Annotated in this window: 17 protein-coding genes and 1 tRNA gene; 11 read left to right on the top strand and 7 right to left on the bottom strand. The window is 50.2% G+C overall.

Going from position 1 to position 17,841, the window contains the following annotated elements:
• Positions 1-38 precede the first annotated feature (38 nt).
• Positions 39-1,472 carry a 6-phospho-beta-glucosidase gene (locus MES37_RS08285; RefSeq protein ID WP_237931001.1) on the bottom strand — a complete coding sequence of 478 codons (1,434 nt, stop codon included), beginning with the start codon at positions 1,470-1,472 and terminating at the stop codon, positions 39-41.
• 165 nt (positions 1,473-1,637) lie between these two features.
• Entirely contained in the window at positions 1,638-2,366 is a 729-nt protein-coding gene (locus MES37_RS08290; protein ID WP_237931022.1) for a MurR/RpiR family transcriptional regulator, read from the bottom strand.
• 189 nt (positions 2,367-2,555) lie between these two features.
• Between MES37_RS08290 and trhA the strand changes: the two genes are divergently transcribed.
• A complete protein-coding gene (trhA, locus tag MES37_RS08295; RefSeq protein WP_064543654.1) occupies positions 2,556-3,209 on the top strand; it encodes a PAQR family membrane homeostasis protein TrhA in 654 nt (217 codons plus the stop codon).
• A gap of 150 nt (positions 3,210-3,359) precedes the next feature.
• Here the strand turns inward: trhA and ygfZ are convergent, their stop codons facing one another.
• Positions 3,360-4,346 carry a tRNA-modifying protein YgfZ gene (gene ygfZ / locus MES37_RS08300; RefSeq protein WP_237931002.1) on the bottom strand — a complete coding sequence of 329 codons (987 nt, stop codon included), beginning with the start codon at positions 4,344-4,346 and terminating at the stop codon, positions 3,360-3,362.
• A gap of 247 nt (positions 4,347-4,593) precedes the next feature.
• On the opposite strand from ygfZ, the gene sdhE reads away from it, so the two are divergent.
• Positions 4,594-4,860: an FAD assembly factor SdhE gene (sdhE, locus tag MES37_RS08305; protein ID WP_064513590.1), complete on the top strand. Its 267-nt coding sequence runs from the start codon at positions 4,594-4,596 to the stop codon at positions 4,858-4,860.
• Entirely contained in the window at positions 4,841-5,263 is a 423-nt protein-coding gene (locus MES37_RS08310) for a protein YgfX (RefSeq protein WP_064543659.1), read from the top strand. The genes sdhE and MES37_RS08310 overlap by 20 nt, the downstream gene beginning before the upstream one ends.
• 7 nt (positions 5,264-5,270) lie before the next feature.
• Here MES37_RS08310 and fldB read toward each other — a convergent pair whose 3' ends face one another.
• Entirely contained in the window at positions 5,271-5,792 is a 522-nt protein-coding gene (gene fldB / locus MES37_RS08315) for a flavodoxin FldB (RefSeq protein ID WP_064543777.1), read from the bottom strand.
• Between the two features lie 113 nt (positions 5,793-5,905).
• Here fldB and xerD point away from each other — a divergent pair, with 113 nt between their 5' ends.
• The 7 genes from xerD (at position 5,906) to MES37_RS08350 (ending at position 13,462) form a co-directional block, all read left to right on the top strand.
• Positions 5,906-6,802 (top strand): site-specific tyrosine recombinase XerD, encoded by an 897-nt coding sequence (xerD, locus tag MES37_RS08320; RefSeq protein ID WP_074388528.1) that lies wholly within the window; start codon positions 5,906-5,908, stop codon positions 6,800-6,802.
• A gap of 24 nt (positions 6,803-6,826) precedes the next feature.
• Positions 6,827-7,543 carry a bifunctional protein-disulfide isomerase/oxidoreductase DsbC gene (gene dsbC, locus MES37_RS08325; protein ID WP_064543661.1) on the top strand — a complete coding sequence of 239 codons (717 nt, stop codon included), beginning with the start codon at positions 6,827-6,829 and terminating at the stop codon, positions 7,541-7,543.
• A 7-nt stretch (positions 7,544-7,550) separates the two neighbouring features.
• On the top strand, positions 7,551-9,284 hold the full coding sequence (recJ, locus tag MES37_RS08330; RefSeq protein ID WP_237931005.1) for a single-stranded-DNA-specific exonuclease RecJ: 1,734 nt from the start codon (positions 7,551-7,553) through the stop codon (positions 9,282-9,284).
• A gap of 109 nt (positions 9,285-9,393) precedes the next feature.
• Positions 9,394-10,492 (top strand): peptide chain release factor 2 gene (prfB, locus tag MES37_RS08335; protein ID WP_133522190.1). Its coding sequence is split into 2 segments (ribosomal slippage): positions 9,394-9,468 and positions 9,470-10,492, totalling 1,098 coding nucleotides; the frame shifts between segments, so codons are not numbered across the junction.
• A gap of 9 nt (positions 10,493-10,501) precedes the next feature.
• A complete protein-coding gene (gene lysS / locus MES37_RS08340) occupies positions 10,502-12,016 on the top strand; it encodes a lysine--tRNA ligase (protein ID WP_064543668.1) in 1,515 nt (504 codons plus the stop codon).
• Between the two features lie 130 nt (positions 12,017-12,146).
• A complete protein-coding gene (actS, locus tag MES37_RS08345) occupies positions 12,147-12,911 on the top strand; it encodes an amidase activator ActS (protein ID WP_237931007.1) in 765 nt (254 codons plus the stop codon).
• 477 nt (positions 12,912-13,388) lie between these two features.
• Positions 13,389-13,462: transfer RNA gene (locus MES37_RS08350), tRNA-Gly, on the top strand.
• Positions 13,463-13,517: 55 nt separating this feature from the next.
• Here MES37_RS08350 and MES37_RS08355 read toward each other — a convergent pair.
• On the bottom strand, positions 13,518-13,883 hold the full coding sequence (locus MES37_RS08355; RefSeq protein WP_133522188.1) for a DUF4440 domain-containing protein: 366 nt from the start codon (positions 13,881-13,883) through the stop codon (positions 13,518-13,520).
• A 2-nt stretch (positions 13,884-13,885) separates the two neighbouring features.
• A complete protein-coding gene (locus MES37_RS08360; RefSeq protein WP_237931015.1) occupies positions 13,886-15,262 on the bottom strand; it encodes an MFS transporter in 1,377 nt (458 codons plus the stop codon).
• A 106-nt stretch (positions 15,263-15,368) separates the two neighbouring features.
• Between MES37_RS08360 and MES37_RS08365 the strand changes: the two genes are divergently transcribed.
• Positions 15,369-16,265: a LysR family transcriptional regulator gene (locus tag MES37_RS08365; protein ID WP_121814958.1), complete on the top strand. Its 897-nt coding sequence runs from the start codon at positions 15,369-15,371 to the stop codon at positions 16,263-16,265.
• A 4-nt stretch (positions 16,266-16,269) separates the two neighbouring features.
• Here the strand turns inward: MES37_RS08365 and MES37_RS08370 are convergent.
• The coding region (locus tag MES37_RS08370; RefSeq protein ID WP_237931020.1) for an EAL domain-containing protein at positions 16,270-17,841 on the bottom strand (1,572 nt) is incomplete at its 5' end.

Genomic DNA, 17,841 nt, shown 5'->3' on the forward strand with positions numbered 1-17,841 from the left:
AACGCCCCGTAAACGGGGCGTTCAGGCGAGCAAATCAATCAGAGTTTTTCACCGTTACTGGCAATCACTTCTTTGTACCAGTTAAAGCTCTTCTTGCGCGAACGAGACATATCGCCGGTGCCATCGTCGTGTTTGTTCACATAGATAAAGCCGTAGCGTTTGTTGTATTGACCGGTGGTGAAGGAAACGCAATCGATGCAGCCCCACGGGGTGTAACCCATCAGATCCACACCATCGTAAGTGACCGCTTTCATCATCTCTGAAACGTGCGCTCTCAGATAATCAATGCGGTAGTCATCATTGATTGAGCCATCTTCTTCCACTTTGTCGTAAGCACCGAAGCCGTTTTCAACGATAAACAGCGGTTTCTGGTAGCGTTCATACAATTCGCAAAGTGCGTAGCGCAGGCCAACAGGGTCAATCTGCCAGCCCCAATCGGACGCTTTCACGAACGGATTCGGCACGCTGCCCTGGAAGCCAGATAATGCATCACCGGTGCCGCCGTCAGCTTTCACCGCGTTGGTCATGTAATAGCTGAAACCGAGGTAATCACACACGCCTTCACGCAGGATTTGCTCGTCGCCCGCTTCCATTTTGATGTTGAACTCGCGGCGTTCCCACTCGTTCAACACATAAGATGGGTAGTAGCCACGCAATTGCACGTCTGTAAAGACATAACGCTCACGCATGGATTCCTGCGCGTACATCTGATCTTCTGGTTTGCAGGAGAACGGATACAGCGGCACCATCGCCAGCATGCAGCCAATCTGCATTTCAGGATTAATGCGATGGCCAATCTTCACCGCCAGAGCACTGGCAACAAACTGGTGGTGCAGAACCTGGTACATCACTTCTTCAGGGTTATCGTGCTCGGTGTAAACCACGCCAGAACAGCAGTAGCCGAATAACGGTGCGCGCCAGTTACGCTGGTTGTTGATCTCGTTAAAGGTCATCCAGTATTTCACTTTGCTCTTGTAGCGTTCAAATACCACTTCGGCAAAACGAACAAAGAAATCAACGACTTTACGGTTAGTCCAGCCACCGTATTCGGTGACCAGATAATGTGGCATTTCAAAGTGGGAGAGGGTGATGACAGGCTCAATGTTGTACTTCAGCAGCTCATCGAACATGTCGTCGTAGAACTTCAGCCCTTCTTCATTGGGTTGCAGTTCGTCACCTTTCGGGAAAATGCGCGTCCACGCGATTGAGGTGCGGAAACATTTGAAGCCCATTTCAGCAAACAGTGCGATGTCTTCTTTGTAATGACCGTGGAAATCGATGGCTTCATGGTTGGGATAATATTTGCCTGGCACCACTTCTTGAGTGATTTCACGCGGTACGCCGTGTGCGCCACCGGTCAGCACATCACAAATACTTGGGCCTTTCCCTTCTTTGTTCCAGCCACCTTCTACCTGATGTGCAGCAACCGCACCGCCCCATAAAAAGTCTTTTGGTAAGGTCAATTTTTTCATATTTGTTAATCTCACTGTCAGTGCCAGAAATAATGTGGGATACATCACAAAATGGCAGTGTATTAATACGTTCTATTCTGGAGTCTAACAAATGAGAATTAATTGTCACGATATAACAAATCACGGTTAATGTGATTTGTTACATAGATAAAACAGGCTGTTTTTTTACGCCATTTTTTTAGCCAATTTACGGCCAATGGTTTCTAAAATATAAATAACCGGGATTTGCGTGGTGATGTCATAAACGCCACCAACACGGGTAAGCGGAATATGCCAGGAGATATTAAAGTCGGCAAGTTTTGCCAGTGAAGAGTTTTCGTGGCTGGTGATGGAGAACACCTTGCAGTTATGCAGACTGAACTGGCTGGCGAAGCGCAGGATCTCTTCAGTTTCACCGGAGACAGAGAGGACAATCGCCAGTGCATTTTTAGCCATATCGTTGGTAACCGGAAAATAAGGGTCATCAATGTGGTTACTAAATTTACCGACATTAGAAAAGAAACGTGCACCATATTTAGCTAATGCGCCAGAGGTTCCTGCTCCGACAAATATAATACGTTCGGATGAAAAAATAATATTTACCGCCTGGTCAATTAAATTATCAAACTCTTCATTGTTAGTGCTTTTAAAAAAGCTGATGATTTCGCTCGGGCCAAAATTAACCAATTGTTCATCATTTTGTTCAAGATATAATTTAAAACGAACGCGAAACTCGGAATAACCATCGCAATTTAACTTGCGGCAAAAACGCAGCACGGTAGTGGTAGAAACGCCGGTCGCATCGGCTAACTCGCGGATAGTCATGTACATCACTTTGTCACGGTTTTTAATGACATAGTTGTAGACCATCATTTCTAGTCCGTTGAGATTAGCAATTGCCGCATGAGTAAACATGGTATCTCTTCCTGAATGTTCCAAAGGATTAAGTGTCAGTAACAAGATTGTATCGGTGTAGTGGATTGTATCGGTAATTGTTATCACATCTGACAGATTTATTTTAGCGTACATGTGTTCGCTGGAATCGTTCTCAGCTATTCTGGTCGAGATGAATTTTCCATCTATTGTTTCACCTGGAGTAGCCAAATGGCTGACAAACCATTGATCACTAAAGGATATTCACTGGCGGAGGAAGTCGCCAACAGCATTAGCCACGGTATCGGACTGGTTTTTGGGATTGTTGGGCTGGTTTTGTTACTGGTACAGGCGGTGGAATCCAACGCGAGTGTAACCGCAATAACCAGTTATAGCCTGTACGGCGGCAGCATGATCTTGCTGTTTCTCGCATCCACGTTGTATCACGCCATTCCCCATCAACGCGCCAAGCGCTGGCTCAAGAAATTTGACCACTGTGCTATTTACTTATTGATAGCCGGGACTTACACGCCATTTTTACTTGTTGGGCTGGACTCGCCTTTGGCGCGTGGGCTGATGGTCGTTATTTGGGGGCTGGCACTCGCCGGCATTCTTTTTAAGCTGACCATCGCGCATCGATTTAAAGTCTTATCGTTAATGACCTATTTACTGATGGGCTGGTTATCGCTGGTGGTGATTTACCAGATGGTGATTAAACTCGCTCCGGGCAGCGTAACGTTATTGGCTGCAGGCGGCGTGATTTACTCGTTAGGCGTCATTTTCTACGTCTGTAAACGTATTCCGTTCAACCACGCTATCTGGCATGGTTTTGTGCTGGGCGGCAGCGTTTGCCACTTCCTGGCGATCTATCTGTATATCCGTTAATCGTGGGTATGTATCAAACAAACAATACCCTAAATAATTCAAGATGCAGGCAGGCGACCAGGCCGTAAGTCCCCAGGAGCATAGCTAACTATGTGACTGGCGCGCGCGGGTGCAGTCAACGCACCTGCAACTTGAAGTATGACGGGTATTTTATTCATCTTCTAACGAATAAGGCAGCCGCTCGATAACAAGGTGGCTGCTGTTATCATCACGCACTCGCAACACACTGTCGGCTTCTAAATCGTTGTTCATCACGACTTGTACTAACACGCGGCCATCATCCAGTTGGCTGGCGGCGAGTACGGTGCCGGTGCGGCGCCAGTTGTCACCCATTTTCAGTTCCAGATCTTCACCAGCTTCTGGTAAGCGGCTGGCTTTCCCGGCCAGGAACCACAGAGCACGTTTGTTAGCGCCACGAAACTTCGCGCGAGCCACCATTTCCTGACCGGTATAACAACCTTTTTTGAAGCTGATACCGCCCAGAGCCTGAAGGTTGGTTGCCTGCGGAATAAACTGTGCGCTGTTAACCGGTTCAATAACCGGAATACCCGCTTCAATCTCTAAAGCCAGCCATTGTTGGCTGTCATTACGTTGTGCTTCGCCCTGCAATTTATCGGCCAGTGCCTGCGCGGTGGCTTCATCGGTGACCAGCATAAAACGCTCGGCGGGCAGGTTAAACCATAGCAGTGTTGTCGCGCCTTCCTGAACCACTGGGTTTTCCGCGTCCGGCAAGGTTGTGAAAACATTGGCGAGTGCCGCACGAGCCTGGAACCCTGCAACGCCCAGAAGCACACTTTCATCATCAGGTGTGATGGTCACTTTGGAAAACACAGCATACTTTTTGAGTTCGACAAGCTGCGCGTCACGCAGATTACGACGTTCAATCAGCGCATAACCTTCGCCACGATGGAACAGGCGCAGGTTGCTCCACATTTTCCCTTTCGCGTCACAATGCGCGCAAAGCGTGTGCTGGTTTGCTGCCAGTTGTGCAACATCAGTGGTGACCTGACCTTGCAGGTAGGTTTCTGCGTCGTTACCCGTCACGCTTGCCAGTGCCCAATCATCAAGCGTCATGAGTGTTAGCGGCAGGCGGGCTGCAGCCGTTGGCTGACGTGGAGGAAATGGAGTGAAAGCCATAATGATGTCCCTGGGTTTTGAGCATATGAATTGGCTCAATGGTAAAAGAGCCATTTGCCAATGCAAGCAGTTTGATAAGGTGAATTGTGCACTTACGGGATTTCTCGCAAGGTTAATGCAACTGCAACGCACAATAAAAATTTCTCACGATAAAGCGCGCAAACGGTAACATTCAGTTAATACGTGCCATGAAAACACGTTACACTAAGATTTGTACCTTCTTTGTCAGAGAACCAGGAAAGAGCACATGGATATCAATAACAAAGCCCGAATTCATTGGGCGTGCCGCCGGGGAATGCGTGAGCTTGATATTTCGATTATGCCATTCTTCGAATATGAATATGACTCGTTAAGCACTGAGGATAAGCAATTATTTGTCCGTTTGCTGGAAAGTGATGATCCTGACCTGTTTAACTGGTTAATGAATCATGGCAAACCAGCAGATACAGAGCTGCAACGGATGGTGACACTGATTCAGACACGGAATAAAGAACGTGGTCCTGTGGCAATCTGATCTTCGGGTCTCGTGGCGTGCACAATGGCTGTCCCTTTTGGTTCACGGTTTAGTGGCACTCTTTGTGCTGCTGATGCCGTGGCCGATGAGCTACACGCTAATTTGGATGCTGTTGCTTTCGCTGGTGGTATTTGACAGCGTTCGTAGCCAGCGCCGGATTCATGCTTGCCAGGGCGAAATGAAACTCCTGACCGACTACCACCTGCGGTGGCAAAACCAGGAGTGGGAAATGGTTGGTGCGCCATGGGTATTACGCAGCGGCATGATGCTGCGTTTACGCCGCGTGGGGCGCAAGCGCAGTCAACACTTATGGTTATCAGCCGACAGTATGGATACTGGCGAGTGGCGTGATTTACGCCGCCTGATGCTGCAACAACAGGCAAGCGGGAATGGGGAAGTTTGAGTCGCTGTCAGGCAAACTTCTCGGCCATTTCAGCGAGAATTTGCTCACACCAGTTTTGGATTCGCTCTTCGCTTAAATCGTACTGATTGGTTTCATCAAGTGCCAGGCCAACAAACAATTGCCCATCGGCAATGACAGGTTTCGGGCTAGTAAATTCATAACCTTCAGTTGGCCAGTAACCAATAAACTGCGCACCCCGTGGGGCGAGTTTATCGTGCAGCATACCGAGCGCATCAAGGAACCATTCGCCATAGCCGAGCTGGTCGCCCATGCCATAAAGCGCTACCGGCTTACCTTCGAGATTCAGATTATCCAGTTGATCCCAAATGGCCTCCCAGTCTTCCTGTAATTCACCGAAATCCCAGGTCGGGATGCCGAGAATCAACACATCGTACTGTTCCATCATGGCTGGAGCATCATCTTTAAGATTGTGTAGTGTCACCAGTTCTGGGCCAATGATGTCACGAATTTTTTCGGCAGCCATTTCGGTGTAACAAGTGCTGGAGCCATAAAAAAGACCAATGTTCATCGCATTAACAACTCTTTTAAAAACGTGCAGGATGGCAAGTGTACCAGATCCCATTGTGCATCAGGCATAATGGACACAATTCGCCAAAGGTGAGGCAAGTAAGTGAGGCTGTAGTGGAACAAGATCAGGCCCGAATAGAACAATTTCTTGATGCGCTCTGGCTTGAAAGGAATCTGGCACAGAACACGTTGGACTCCTATCGCCGGGATCTTAAAATGGTAGCGGAGTGGCTGGAACGCCACGATCTTGATTTGTTGAAGGTGCAAACCGGCGATTTACAGTCGCTGTTTGCTGAACGTCTTGAAGGCGGCTATAAAGCAACAAGTTCGGCGCGAATGCTGAGTGCGATTCGTCGATTATTTCAGTATTTATACCGTGAAAAATTGCGTGATGACGACCCAAGTGTGATGCTTTCATCACCAAAATTGCCACAGCGTTTGCCAAAAGATCTCAGCGAAGCGCAGGTCGATCGTTTGTTGCAAGCACCTTGCATTGACCAACCTATCGAGTTGCGTGATAAAGCGATGCTCGAATTATTGTATGCTACTGGCCTGCGCGTATCGGAATTAGTGGGGCTGACCATGAGTGATGTCAGCTTGCGTCAGGGAGTTGTGCGAGTCATCGGTAAAGGCAATAAAGAACGCCTGGTGCCGATGGGTGAAGAGGCTGTTTATTGGCTGGAAAACTACCTGGAACATGGGCGACCATGGTTGCTCAATGGCGTGTCGATTGATGTGGTCTTCCCCAGCAATCGCGCGCAACAAATGACGCGTCAGACATTCTGGCACCGCATCAAACATTACGCAGTGCAGGCGGGTATCGATAGCGAAAAGTTATCACCCCATGTCCTTCGGCACGCATTTGCCACGCATTTACTGAATCATGGTGCGGACCTGCGAGTCGTACAGATGCTGCTTGGACATAGCGATTTGTCCACCACCCAAATTTATACGCATGTCGCGACGGAACGTTTACGTCAGCTGCATCAACAACACCACCCACGAGCGTGAGTGGTAGAAGATAAAGGAATCATCATGAAAAAGAGTTTATGGCTGCTCCCATTATTAGCGGCCTCTTTGTCCGGTTTTGTTCATGCAGACGATGCTGCAATCAAGCAATCTCTGGCTAAGTTAGGCGTGCAAAATGCTGATATTCAGTCAGCACCTGTAGCGGGCATGAAAACGGTATTAACCGATAGCGGTGTTTTGTATGTCACTGAAGATGGAAAACACGTTATCCAGGGGCCACTGTACGATGTCAGCGGTGCGCAACCGGTGAACGTCACCAACAAATTGCTGGTGGGCAAACTGAACGCGCTCGAAAAAGAGATGATCGTTTACAAAGCGCCGCAAGAGAAACACGTCATCACGGTATTTACCGATATCACCTGTGGCTATTGCCACAAGCTGCACGAAGAAATGAAAGACTATAACGCACTGGGGATCACCGTGCGTTACCTGGCCTTCCCGCGCCAGGGTCTGCAAAGCCAGACTGAAAACGACATGAAAGCCATCTGGTGTGCAAAAGACCGCAACAAAGCGTTCGATACTGCCATGAAAGGTGATGCCGTCGCTGGGGCAACTTGTGACATGAATATCGCCAATCATTACAACCTCGGCGTACAGTTCGGTATTCAGGGAACCCCTGCGATTGTACTGAGCAACGGTACTGTAATCCCTGGTTATCAGGGGCCGAAAGAGATGAAACAAATGTTGGATGCGCACCAACAACTCACCAACATAGGCGGGTAGTTAACGGGTGAAACAGCAAACACAACTTCGCCGTCGTACGGTCGATGAGTCAGTGGTGTTACCCCAGCAACTGCATCCACTTTTAAAGCGCCTTTATGCCAGTAGAGGCGTAAGCGGCGAGCAAGACCTGGAACGTGGCGTGAAAGGGATGCTGCCGTGGCAGCAACTTAATGGCATGGATAAAGCCGTTCAGATACTGCACGATGCTTTCCGTGAAGGCTTGCGCATTATCGTCGTCGGTGACTTTGATGCCGATGGCGCAACCAGCACCGCTTTGAGCGTGCTGGGGCTGCGTAGCCTTGGCTGCCAAAATGTTAGTTACCTGGTTCCCAACCGCTTTGAAGATGGTTACGGCTTGAGTCCAGAAGTGGTGGATCAGGCGCATGCGCGTGGCGCACAACTGATTCTGACCGTCGATAACGGCATCTCTTCGCATAGTGGTGTTGAGCGTGCTCATGCGCTGGGAATTCCGGTGGTGGTCACCGACCACCATTTGCCTGGGCCGGAGCTTCCTGCGGCTGAAGCCATCATCAACCCGAATCTGGTTGATTGCGAGTTTCCGTCAAAATCCCTCGCCGGTGTGGGCGTTGCCTTTTATCTGATGCTGGCGCTGCGTGCGCATTTACGCGATTGCGGCTGGTTTGAACAACAAGGCCTGGCGATTCCCAACATTGCAGAACTGCTGGATCTGGTAGCGCTAGGTACCGTGGCAGACGTTGTGCCGCTTGATACCAATAACCGTATTCTGACCTGGCAGGGGCTGAGCCGTATTCGTGCTGGCAAATGCCGCCCAGGCATTAAAGCTTTGCTGGAAGTGGCTAACCGCGAGCCGCAAAAGCTGGCGGCTAGTGATTTGGGCTTTGCCCTTGGGCCACGCCTGAATGCCGCTGGTCGTCTGGACGATATGTCCGTCGGTGTGGCGTTATTGCTTAGTGAAAACATTGGCGAAGCCCGCATGCTGGCTAATGAACTGGACGCGTTAAACCAGACGCGTAAAGAGATTGAGCAGGGCATGCAGGTTGAAGCGCTGACGCTCTGCCAACAGCTTGAACACAGCCATGATGAGTTACCGTATGGCCTGGCGATGTACCATCCCGAATGGCATCAGGGTGTTGTCGGTATTCTCGCCTCGCGCATTAAGGAACGGTTTAACCGCCCGGTTATCGCGTTTGCGCCCGCAGGCGACGGCACTTTGAAAGGCTCAGGCCGTTCGGTGCAAGGTCTGCATATGCGCGATGCCCTTGAGCGGCTTGATACCTTGTATCCTGGCATGATGCTGAAATTTGGCGGTCACGCGATGGCGGCTGGGTTATCTCTTGAAGAAGCGAAATTCGAAGAATTCCGTCAACGCTTTGGCGATTTGGTTGGGGAATGGCTTGATCCTGCGTTGTTGCAAGGCGTGGTTTGGTCAGACGGAGCAATCAGCGCGCAAGAAATGACGCTCGAAACCGCCGAGATGCTACGCGATGCCGGGCCGTGGGGGCAGATGTTCCCGGAACCTTTGTTTGACGGTAAATTCCGTCTATTACAGCAACGGCTGGTGGGCGAGCGCCATCTTAAAGTGATGGTTGAACCGGTCGGTGGTGGGCCATTAATCGACGGCATCGCCTTTAACGTTGATACCGCGTGCTGGCCGGATAACGGCGTGCGCGAAGTTGAGCTGGCCTTTAAGCTCGACGTAAACGAGTTTCGCGGAAATCGCAGTGTCCAGTTATTAATCGACCATATTTGGCCAATCTAGCCTGCTGACCTGGCTATAAGCGACTATAAAAAGCACCGTAAATCCGGTAAACTTTCCGGTCTACGACCGCATTTTCGTCTTCTGTCATCAACATAAGATAATACAGACCATGTTTGAAATTAACCCGGTAAAAAACCGCATCCAGGACCTCACAGAGCGCAGCGACGTTCTTAGGGGGTATCTTTGACTACGATGCCAAGAAAGAGCGCCTGGAAGAAGTAAACGCAGAGCTGGAACAGCCTGATGTGTGGAACGAACCTGAACGTGCACAAGCGTTAGGTAAAGAGCGTTCTGCGCTGGAAGCCATTGTCGATACCTTAGATCAAATGACTCAGGGTCTGGAAGATGTTAACGGCCTGCTGGAATTGGCTATCGAAGCCGACGACGAAGATACCTTCAATGAAACCATTGTTGAAATAGACCAGCTCGAAGCCAAACTGGCACAGCTAGAATTCCGTCGTATGTTCTCCGGCGAGTACGACAGTGCTGATTGCTATATCGACATTCAGGCAGGTTCTGGTGGCACCGAAGCGCAAGACTGGGCCAGCATGTTGATGCGAATGTATCTGCGTTGGGCAGAAGCGCGTGGCTTCAAAACTGAAATCATTGAAGAATCCGAAGGTGAAGTTGCCGGGATTAAATCGGTGACCATTCGCATTCAGGGTGAATATGCCTTTGGCTGGTTGCGTACCGAAACTGGCGTGCATCGCCTGGTTCGTAAGAGCCCGTTCGACTCTGGTGGCCGTCGCCATACCTCCTTTAGCTCCGCTTTCGTGTATCCAGAAGTGGATGACGATATTGATATCGAAATCAATCCAGCGGATCTGCGTATCGACGTTTACCGTGCATCGGGAGCCGGTGGTCAGCACGTTAACCGTACAGAATCTGCGGTGCGTATTACCCACCTTCCGACCAACACCGTAACCCAGTGCCAGAACGACCGTTCGCAGCATAAGAACAAAGATCAGGCAATGAAGCAGATGAAGGCGAAGTTATACGAGCTGGAAATGCAGAAAAAGAATGCTGAGAAGCAGTCGCTGGAAGATAACAAATCGGATATCGGCTGGGGCAGCCAGATTCGTTCTTACGTACTGGACGACTCCCGTATCAAAGACTTGCGTACCGGTGTAGAAACCCGTAACACGCAGGCGGTACTGGATGGCGATCTGGACAAATTTATCGAAGCAAGTTTGAAAGCAGGGTTATGAGGAACCAACATGTCTGAACAACAAGTACAGGGTACCGAAGCGGTCGATTTAAATAATGAACTGAAAGCCCGCCGCGAGAAGCTGGCTGGCCTGCGTGAGCAGGGCATTGCTTTCCCAAATGACTTCCGTCGCAATCATACCTCAGACCAATTGCACGCAGAATTCGGCGCTAAAGAAAACGAAGAGCTGGAAGACCTGGGCATCGAAGTGTCCGTTGCTGGCCGTATGATGACTCGCCGTATCATGGGTAAAGCTTCCTTCGTCACTTTGCAGGACGTCGGTGGCCGCATCCAGCTTTACGTTGCGCGTGACGATCTGCCAGAAGGCGTTTACAACGAGCAGTTCAAAAAATGGGACCTCGGTGACATCCTCGGCGCTCGTGGCAAACTGTTCAAAACCAAAACCGGTGAGCTCTCAATTCACTGTACTGAGCTGCGTTTGCTGACCAAAGCATTGCGTCCGCTGCCAGATAAGTTCCACGGTTTGCAGGATCAAGAAGCGCGTTATCGTCAGCGTTATTTGGATTTGATCTCCAACGATGAATCCCGCAAGACCTTTAAAATTCGTTCTCAGATCATGGCTGGCGTCCGTAACTTCATGGTTAACCGTGGCTTTATGGAAGTTGAAACGCCAATGATGCAAGTCATCCCTGGCGGGGCTTCTGCGCGTCCGTTCATCACTCATCACAATGCGCTGGACATCGACATGTACCTGCGTATTGCACCGGAGCTGTACCTGAAACGTCTGGTTGTCGGTGGCTTCGAGCGCGTATTCGAAATCAACCGTAACTTCCGTAACGAAGGTATTTCCCCGCGTCATAACCCAGAGTTCACCATGATGGAACTCTATATGGCGTATGCGGATTACAAAGATTTGATCGAACTGACTGAATCTCTGTTCCGTACACTGGCGCATGAAGTGCTGGGTACTGCACAGGTGAAGTATGGCGAAGAGCTGTTTGACTTCGACCAGCCGTTCGCAAAACTGACTATGCGCGAAGCTATCAAAAAATACCGTCCGGAAACCGATATTGCGGATCTGGACGATATGGCTAAAGCACTGGAAATCGCCGCTTCCATTGGCATTAAAGTCGAGAAGAGCTGGGGTCTGGGCCGCGTAGTGACTGAGATCTTTGAAGAAGTGGCAGAAAGCCATCTGATTCAGCCGACCTTTATCACTGAATACCCGGCAGAAGTTTCTCCGCTGGCGCGTCGTAACGACGAGAACCCAGAAATCACCGACCGCTTCGAGTTCTTCATCGGCGGCCGTGAAATCGGTAATGGCTTCTCTGAGCTCAATGATGCAGAAGACCAGGCTCAGCGCTTTGCAGACCAGGTTTCTGCAAAAGACGCAGGCGACGACGAAGCGATGTTCTTCGACGAAGACTACGTGACGGCTCTGGAGCACGGCTTGCCACCAACAGCAGGTCTGGGCATTGGTATCGACCGTATGGTTATGCTGTTCACCAACAGCCACACCATCCGCGACGTTATCCTGTTCCCGGCTCTGCGTCCGGTTAAGTAAGTCGTTCAAGGGAGATGACCAGACTATGGTCGTCTCCCTCGCCCCTTTGGGGAGAGGGCCGGGGTGAGGGGATAAAAATACGCCACTCTCAGGCACTTTTTTGTTTTGCTATGATTTTAAGAGGATTAGTTTGCGCAAGGAAAGCACAGTCAGAAAGTGGGCACCGAATGCCATCGTCCTGCTAATCAGCCTGTTTCTCGTCGCTTGCTCATCAGATAAAGCGGGCACCACTAAAGCATCCGCAGGAAGCTACAACGGCCCTGTTTACACCGTCAAACGCGGTGACACACTCTATCGAATCTCGCGCATGACCGGCTCAAGTGTCGGCGAACTGGCGCGTCTCAACGGTATTTCAGCCCCTTATACGCTGGAAGTTGGGCAAAAAATCCGCATTAAAAGCAGCTCTGGTTCTTCTTCCTCGAAAAAAACCGTCGTTGCGAAAACCTCTAAGCCAAGCTCCACTTCGACAAGCAGTGTTGCGAAAGTTGCACCACCTCCTGTTGGCTCAAAATGCTGGCGCTGGCCCACCAGCGGCAAGGTGACGGTGCCGTTCTCTAATAGCGATGGCGGTAATAAAGGTATCGATATTGCCGGGAAGCGTGGGCAACCGATTTACGCATCAGCCGCCGGAACGGTGGTCTACGTGGGCAACCAACTTCGTGGCTACGGCAACTTAGTGATGATTAAACATAACGAAGAGTACATCACTGCTTATGCTCACAACGAAACAACGTTGGTCAACACTAGCCAAAAAGTCATTGCCGGGCAGAAAATAGCCACCATGGGTAGTAGTGGTTCAGACTCGGTAAATTTACACTTCCAGATTCGCTATCGCGCGACCGCAATTGATCCGCAGCGCTATCTGCCGCCGCCAGGCAGTAAACCATCCTGCTAATTGTGAATTGCGTTGATTATTCAACGCAATGTCACCATGCGTCATCACCAATAATTTCTTCGGCTGGAATTAATCCAATATTTTTCAGAGGGTTTCATAGCCGATTCCGGTTTTGTCAAAATTAAACAAGTTAGCGCTATTTATTATATTCAGCCTGATTAAAAATTAAGCGGTGGACTTTGCTCCCTTTCACCACTACAGGACTGATTTATATGAAAAACTACTCTTTAATCCTTGGTGTTGTTTCTTGTTTGTTTTTCCTGACGGCAATGGCGTTTCTGCTGCTAAAAATTTCAGCCATTCCCGTATAACGCAGGAGAGGGCATTCACTATTCAATAAAAAGCAGGGGAGGTAAGCCTTGAGCATTGCTGTTCCTGGTGCCGCAAATAAAAACAATCGCTTAATAATCCATCACATAAACTAAAAATGCGCTTGCCAGTACAAGCTGAGCGTCTATAATGCCTACGCACTTCAAAGCGGGTGTAGTTCAATGGTAGAACGGCAGCTTCCCAAGCTGCATACGAGGGTTCGATTCCCTTCACCCGCTCCAGAATCTCCCCTTGCGTCACCGTTCGAAAACCTCCAGTTCTTTCACTATGTATTACCTAAACAACCGCAGTCTCATGCAACAATTTCCACTTCATATCGGTAAAGACGACGGTAGAGTAGCGCAGCGTGGGCTCTTGCCCTGGCAGGGTTTGCCTTTCGCTGTAGCTAACCAGCGCCCCAGTCAGCCAGTCTTCAACGATCTTAATTTCTTCGACGACAATTTTTAGCCCCGGTTTCGCCGCACTTTGCCCGCGGAAAAAGGCACTCAGCATCGCAAAATCCAGCTTTACACCGCTAGTGGTGATCATGGAAAACGACGGGGCGAAGCGTGCCAGCAGCGCTTCCACGTCACCTTCACCTTTGCCCAGCCAGTTTTCGATTGCGACGTGGGCATCAATGACTTCTCTGATATACGGGTTCATCTTTATTCCTTTTGAGCGTTAAGTTGGCGCACGATGGCGCGGTTGGGGATACGCAGACAGAGCACCGCAGGGATCAGCGCACTGGCGGCTGCCAGGTAAAAGCACCAATGCCAGGCTAACGTTGCAGGCATATTTTCCTGCAACTTATTAAGCAGCAAGCTTAATAGTGCTATACCCAGGCAGAAGCTGAGCTGGCGATTGATATTCCACAAGGCGCTGGCCTGGGCAAGCTGCGCATCGTTCACTTGCAGGAAGGCGCAGCTTTGCGCAGTGCTGCTGCATAGGCTCCCACCAAATCCCATCATCGCAAACGCCAACAGCAGCAATGGATACTGTTGTGCGCTCCCCACTTGGGACAGCACCAGAATCCCTAATCCTTGCATAATGCAGCCGGTAATCAGCAGAGGGCGCGGGCCAAAGCGGTTGAACTGTTTTCCGGTAAACGTTATCGCCATAAACGACGCCAGCGACCAGGGGATCATCAGGCTGCCGACATGCGCGGCATTCATGCCAAGCTGGTTCTGCAAATACAGCATTGCGACCAGATTTACGCCAATAAAGATGCCAGGAATGGCCTGGTAAATCATCATGGCGTTGCGCAAAAGCGGGTTCAGTACCAGCCGCAGATTAAGCAATGGATGGGAATGCCGCAGGCTGTGGCGCACATAACCTGCCAGCATCACCAGGCCACCGGCAAGCATAACCAAACCGGAAGCCAGCCCGTCGCTCTCGGCAAGCCGGGTTAACCCGAGCAGAATTAGCAGCAGGGCGCTACAACCGCTGAGCAGGCCGATGGCATCAAGCGGCGTCCGCGTCTGTGTGCTGGATTCTCTGCGCAGCCAGAGTGCGGCAAGCAGTAGAGCAAGCAACGCCAGCGGCAGGTTGGCAAAAAAGACCCAGCGCCAGAAAAGCGTATCGACAATCAGCCCACCGAGTGCGGGAGAAATCGCCGGAGCAAGCAGGCCAACGAGCATAATTGCCGCCGACAGACCCGCTCTTTCGTGGGGGCGGTAAAGCTGGTAGGCGAGAGTCTGCCCAACGGGGATGAGCAGGCCACCACCCATGCCCTGTAACAGCCGCCAGCCGATTAGCTGCCCTATACTTTGTGCACCGCCCGCGCCCAGCGTCGCAACCAGAAATATTCCAAGCGAAAGCAGAAACACCCGATGCCCGCCCACTTTTTCTGCCAGCCAGGCACTGAGAGGAATCACCAGCGTCAGCCCGAGAATATAGGCGTTGCTCACCCAGGTCAGCTCGCTGACCGATGCCCCCAACCCGTGGCCGATGGCGGGATAAGCGACGTTTGCGATAAACATATTGATTAAATCGACGAAAAAACCGAGCAGGTAGACAACGGCGACTTTAGTGCGATAGGGCATACCACCTCCGATTAGAGGGGAGGAGTGTAGCGACGCACAAAGGCAGGATAAATCACCGCCAGAGGATTACACTGTCAAAATTATTTTGACAGTAACAGAGTTCGAGATGCTTAATCTGCAAAGGCTAACGATATTTGTGGCGGTGGTAGAGGCGGGGAGTTTTACTGCTGCAGCCACGGCGCTTGGGCAAACCAAGGCAGCAGTGAGTTTTAATATCAAACAGTTAGAAGCTGAGCTCGGTGTGTCTTTGCTGGCTCGTAGCACCCGCCGGCTGTCATTGACCGACGTCGGAGAGCGCTTTTTCCTGCGTTGTCAGCGTTTGTTGGAGGAGGCGGAAAACCTGCTTGATAACGTCCAGCAGGATCATGGCGGGTTAAGCGGTGTACTGCGGATCACCAGCACGCCGGAATACGGTGCTAAGGTAGTGGTTCCTGCACTTGCTGCTTTCTCTCGCCTGCATCCACAGTTGCGTATTCAACACGTATCCTCTTCTTATCACGCCGATTTAATTGCCGAACGTTTTGACGTCGCCATTCGCCTGGGGCAGCTTGCGGATTCAAGCCTCCGGGCGGCTCCCATCGACAGTTTTGCTATTTATCCTGTTGCCTCACCTGTTTATCTCGCCGAACACCCGATAGCAAATTTGGCACAGTTAGCACATGCGTCCTGGCTTGCCCACAGCAGGCTTAGCTCACCGCTGAGTTGGCAGGTGGTGACCCCGGAGCAGCAGGCGGTTTTATTTAAGGTCGAGAACCCTCCTGCGATTGTCGCAGACAGCGCAGGCGCGCTGCTTGCCTTCGCCACGCAAGGCTCGGGAGTTGCGCTGTTACCAGAATGGTTGGTGCGCTCGTCTCTTAAGCTCGGTGAACTGATGGCCTTGTTGCCGGACCACCAGTTTCCGCGCCAGAGTATCTATGCCCTTTACCCCAATACCCGCCACGTCCCCGAGAAAGTGCGTGTGTTTATCGATTTTTTGCGTGAGTGGGTCGACGCGGGAAAATAATTCGTTATCCCACTGCGGTATCTGGTAAGCCGGGTATCGCCGTTGCGGGCAAGCTTTCTATTGGCGCAGGTTTGCCAATTAAGTAGCCCTGGACATAATCAATGCCCATGCGATAAAGCGTTGTGCGAATGTCTTCTGTTTCAACAAATTCGGCCACCAGAGTCATGTTCTTAATGCGGGCTAGCTCGCAAATTGACTGCACAATTTTGTAGTCCATTTCACTGGAATTAATATTGTGGATAAAGCTCCCGTCTATTTTGAGAATATCCGCGCGCATGGTTTTTAACCGAGCGTAGCTGGCATAACCGGTTCCAAAATCGTCAATTGCAATTTTACAACCCAGGCGTTGTAAAGCATCCAGTGTTTTCTCTGCCTGCAAATTATTGGTTAACTCATCGGCCTCGGTGACTTCCAGCACCAGTTGCGCAGGTGAAATACCATGCTTAATCATCAACCTCTCAATATGGTTTGCCATATCAGTGCGGCAAATTGATGCCGGTGTCAGGTTAATGGCGTAGCGATGGTTTGGCCGTGAGTGACGAGTCTCATCCATAAATTTCATGGTGTTATGTAAAACCCATAAATCAATACTCGATGACATGCCAAACTCATTCGCCAGTGGCAGGAAGGTATTGGGGAAAATGAGTTCGTCGTTATTGCCACGCATCCTCAACAGGACTTCGTGATAGCAATCTCCCTTTTTACTTTCAATCGGTTGCACCATTAATACAAAACGGTCCAACTCCAGCGCCCGCTGCAACTGGTTCATCATGTCGACTTTGGTTTTCACCTGGTTTTGCACCTGGCGGCTACTTTGCTTTCTCAGGTCGACAGGCAGATTAGTGGTAAGTGAAATTTCGGCCAGTGTTCGTAGTTCACCGATTAATAAATACAGGTGTCCCACGGGGTAATTAATTATGCAGTAGCTACAACCGATTTGTGGATACAGTTTTACGCCATCGCGGATAAAACGAAAATCTTTGGCTTTGCTATAGATTTCCGCAATGCGTTTCTCAGCATGTAGAGGGCAAATTCGCATCACTAAATCATGGCCTGAACTCATATAAATAAGCTCATCCTTATCCAGAACGGGTTCTAAGTAGCGTGCTAACTGTTGTTTATATTGCACCTGCATGAGCAAACCATAATTTCGCCCTAACAACTCAAGGTCAGGCATATACAATTGGCATAAGACTGAGACCGTGTTTTGTTTTAAATCCGCTTCCAGTGCCAGCAAATTGGGTAAATGCACAACTGGGTCAATATACATCAAGCGCTGAGTCTTTAAATTCAAGACTCGCTGACGAGAAATATTGATTGCCATCAGGGTAATGGTTATTGAAAAGGCAGAGAAACAGGACGTGGCAACCGCAAGATGTAATGTGTAGTAAGCATCATGTGGGATGAATCTTTGAATATGGCTGCATAACACAATCAGCAGCACCCACCACACAATCGAGATAGCCGCATGGCCCAGACGCAACGTACCCCATATCATCAGCGGCAGTAATAATGTCAGCGTATAAATAGAATTCATCAGCGGCAATGAATGGCTGAGTGGGGCAATCATCAGTAT

This window comes from Buttiauxella sp. S19-1 (assembly GCF_022134725.1).
GTDB lineage: Bacteria > Pseudomonadota > Gammaproteobacteria > Enterobacterales > Enterobacteriaceae > Buttiauxella > Buttiauxella ferragutiae.

Excerpts from the sequence above, each read along its gene's own strand:
- MES37_RS08285 (WP_237931001.1), bottom strand. The coding sequence starts at position 1,472 with ATGAAAAAATTGACCTTACCAAAAGACTTTTTATGGGGCGGTGCGGTT.
- MES37_RS08290 (WP_237931022.1), bottom strand. The coding sequence starts at position 2,366 with ATGTTTACTCATGCGGCAATTGCTAATCTCAACGGACTAGAAATGATG.
- trhA (WP_064543654.1), top strand. The coding sequence starts at position 2,556 with ATGGCTGACAAACCATTGATCACTAAAGGATATTCACTGGCGGAGGAA.
- ygfZ (WP_237931002.1), bottom strand. The coding sequence starts at position 4,346 with ATGGCTTTCACTCCATTTCCTCCACGTCAGCCAACGGCTGCAGCCCGC.
- sdhE (WP_064513590.1), top strand. The coding sequence starts at position 4,594 with ATGGATATCAATAACAAAGCCCGAATTCATTGGGCGTGCCGCCGGGGA.
- fldB (WP_064543777.1), bottom strand. The coding sequence starts at position 5,792 with ATGAACATTGGTCTTTTTTATGGCTCCAGCACTTGTTACACCGAAATG.
- dsbC (WP_064543661.1), top strand. The coding sequence starts at position 6,827 with ATGAAAAAGAGTTTATGGCTGCTCCCATTATTAGCGGCCTCTTTGTCC.
- lysS (WP_064543668.1), top strand. The coding sequence starts at position 10,502 with ATGTCTGAACAACAAGTACAGGGTACCGAAGCGGTCGATTTAAATAAT.
- MES37_RS08355 (WP_133522188.1), bottom strand. The coding sequence starts at position 13,883 with ATGAACCCGTATATCAGAGAAGTCATTGATGCCCACGTCGCAATCGAA.
- MES37_RS08360 (WP_237931015.1), bottom strand. The coding sequence starts at position 15,262 with ATGCCCTATCGCACTAAAGTCGCCGTTGTCTACCTGCTCGGTTTTTTC.
- MES37_RS08365 (WP_121814958.1), top strand. The coding sequence starts at position 15,369 with ATGCTTAATCTGCAAAGGCTAACGATATTTGTGGCGGTGGTAGAGGCG.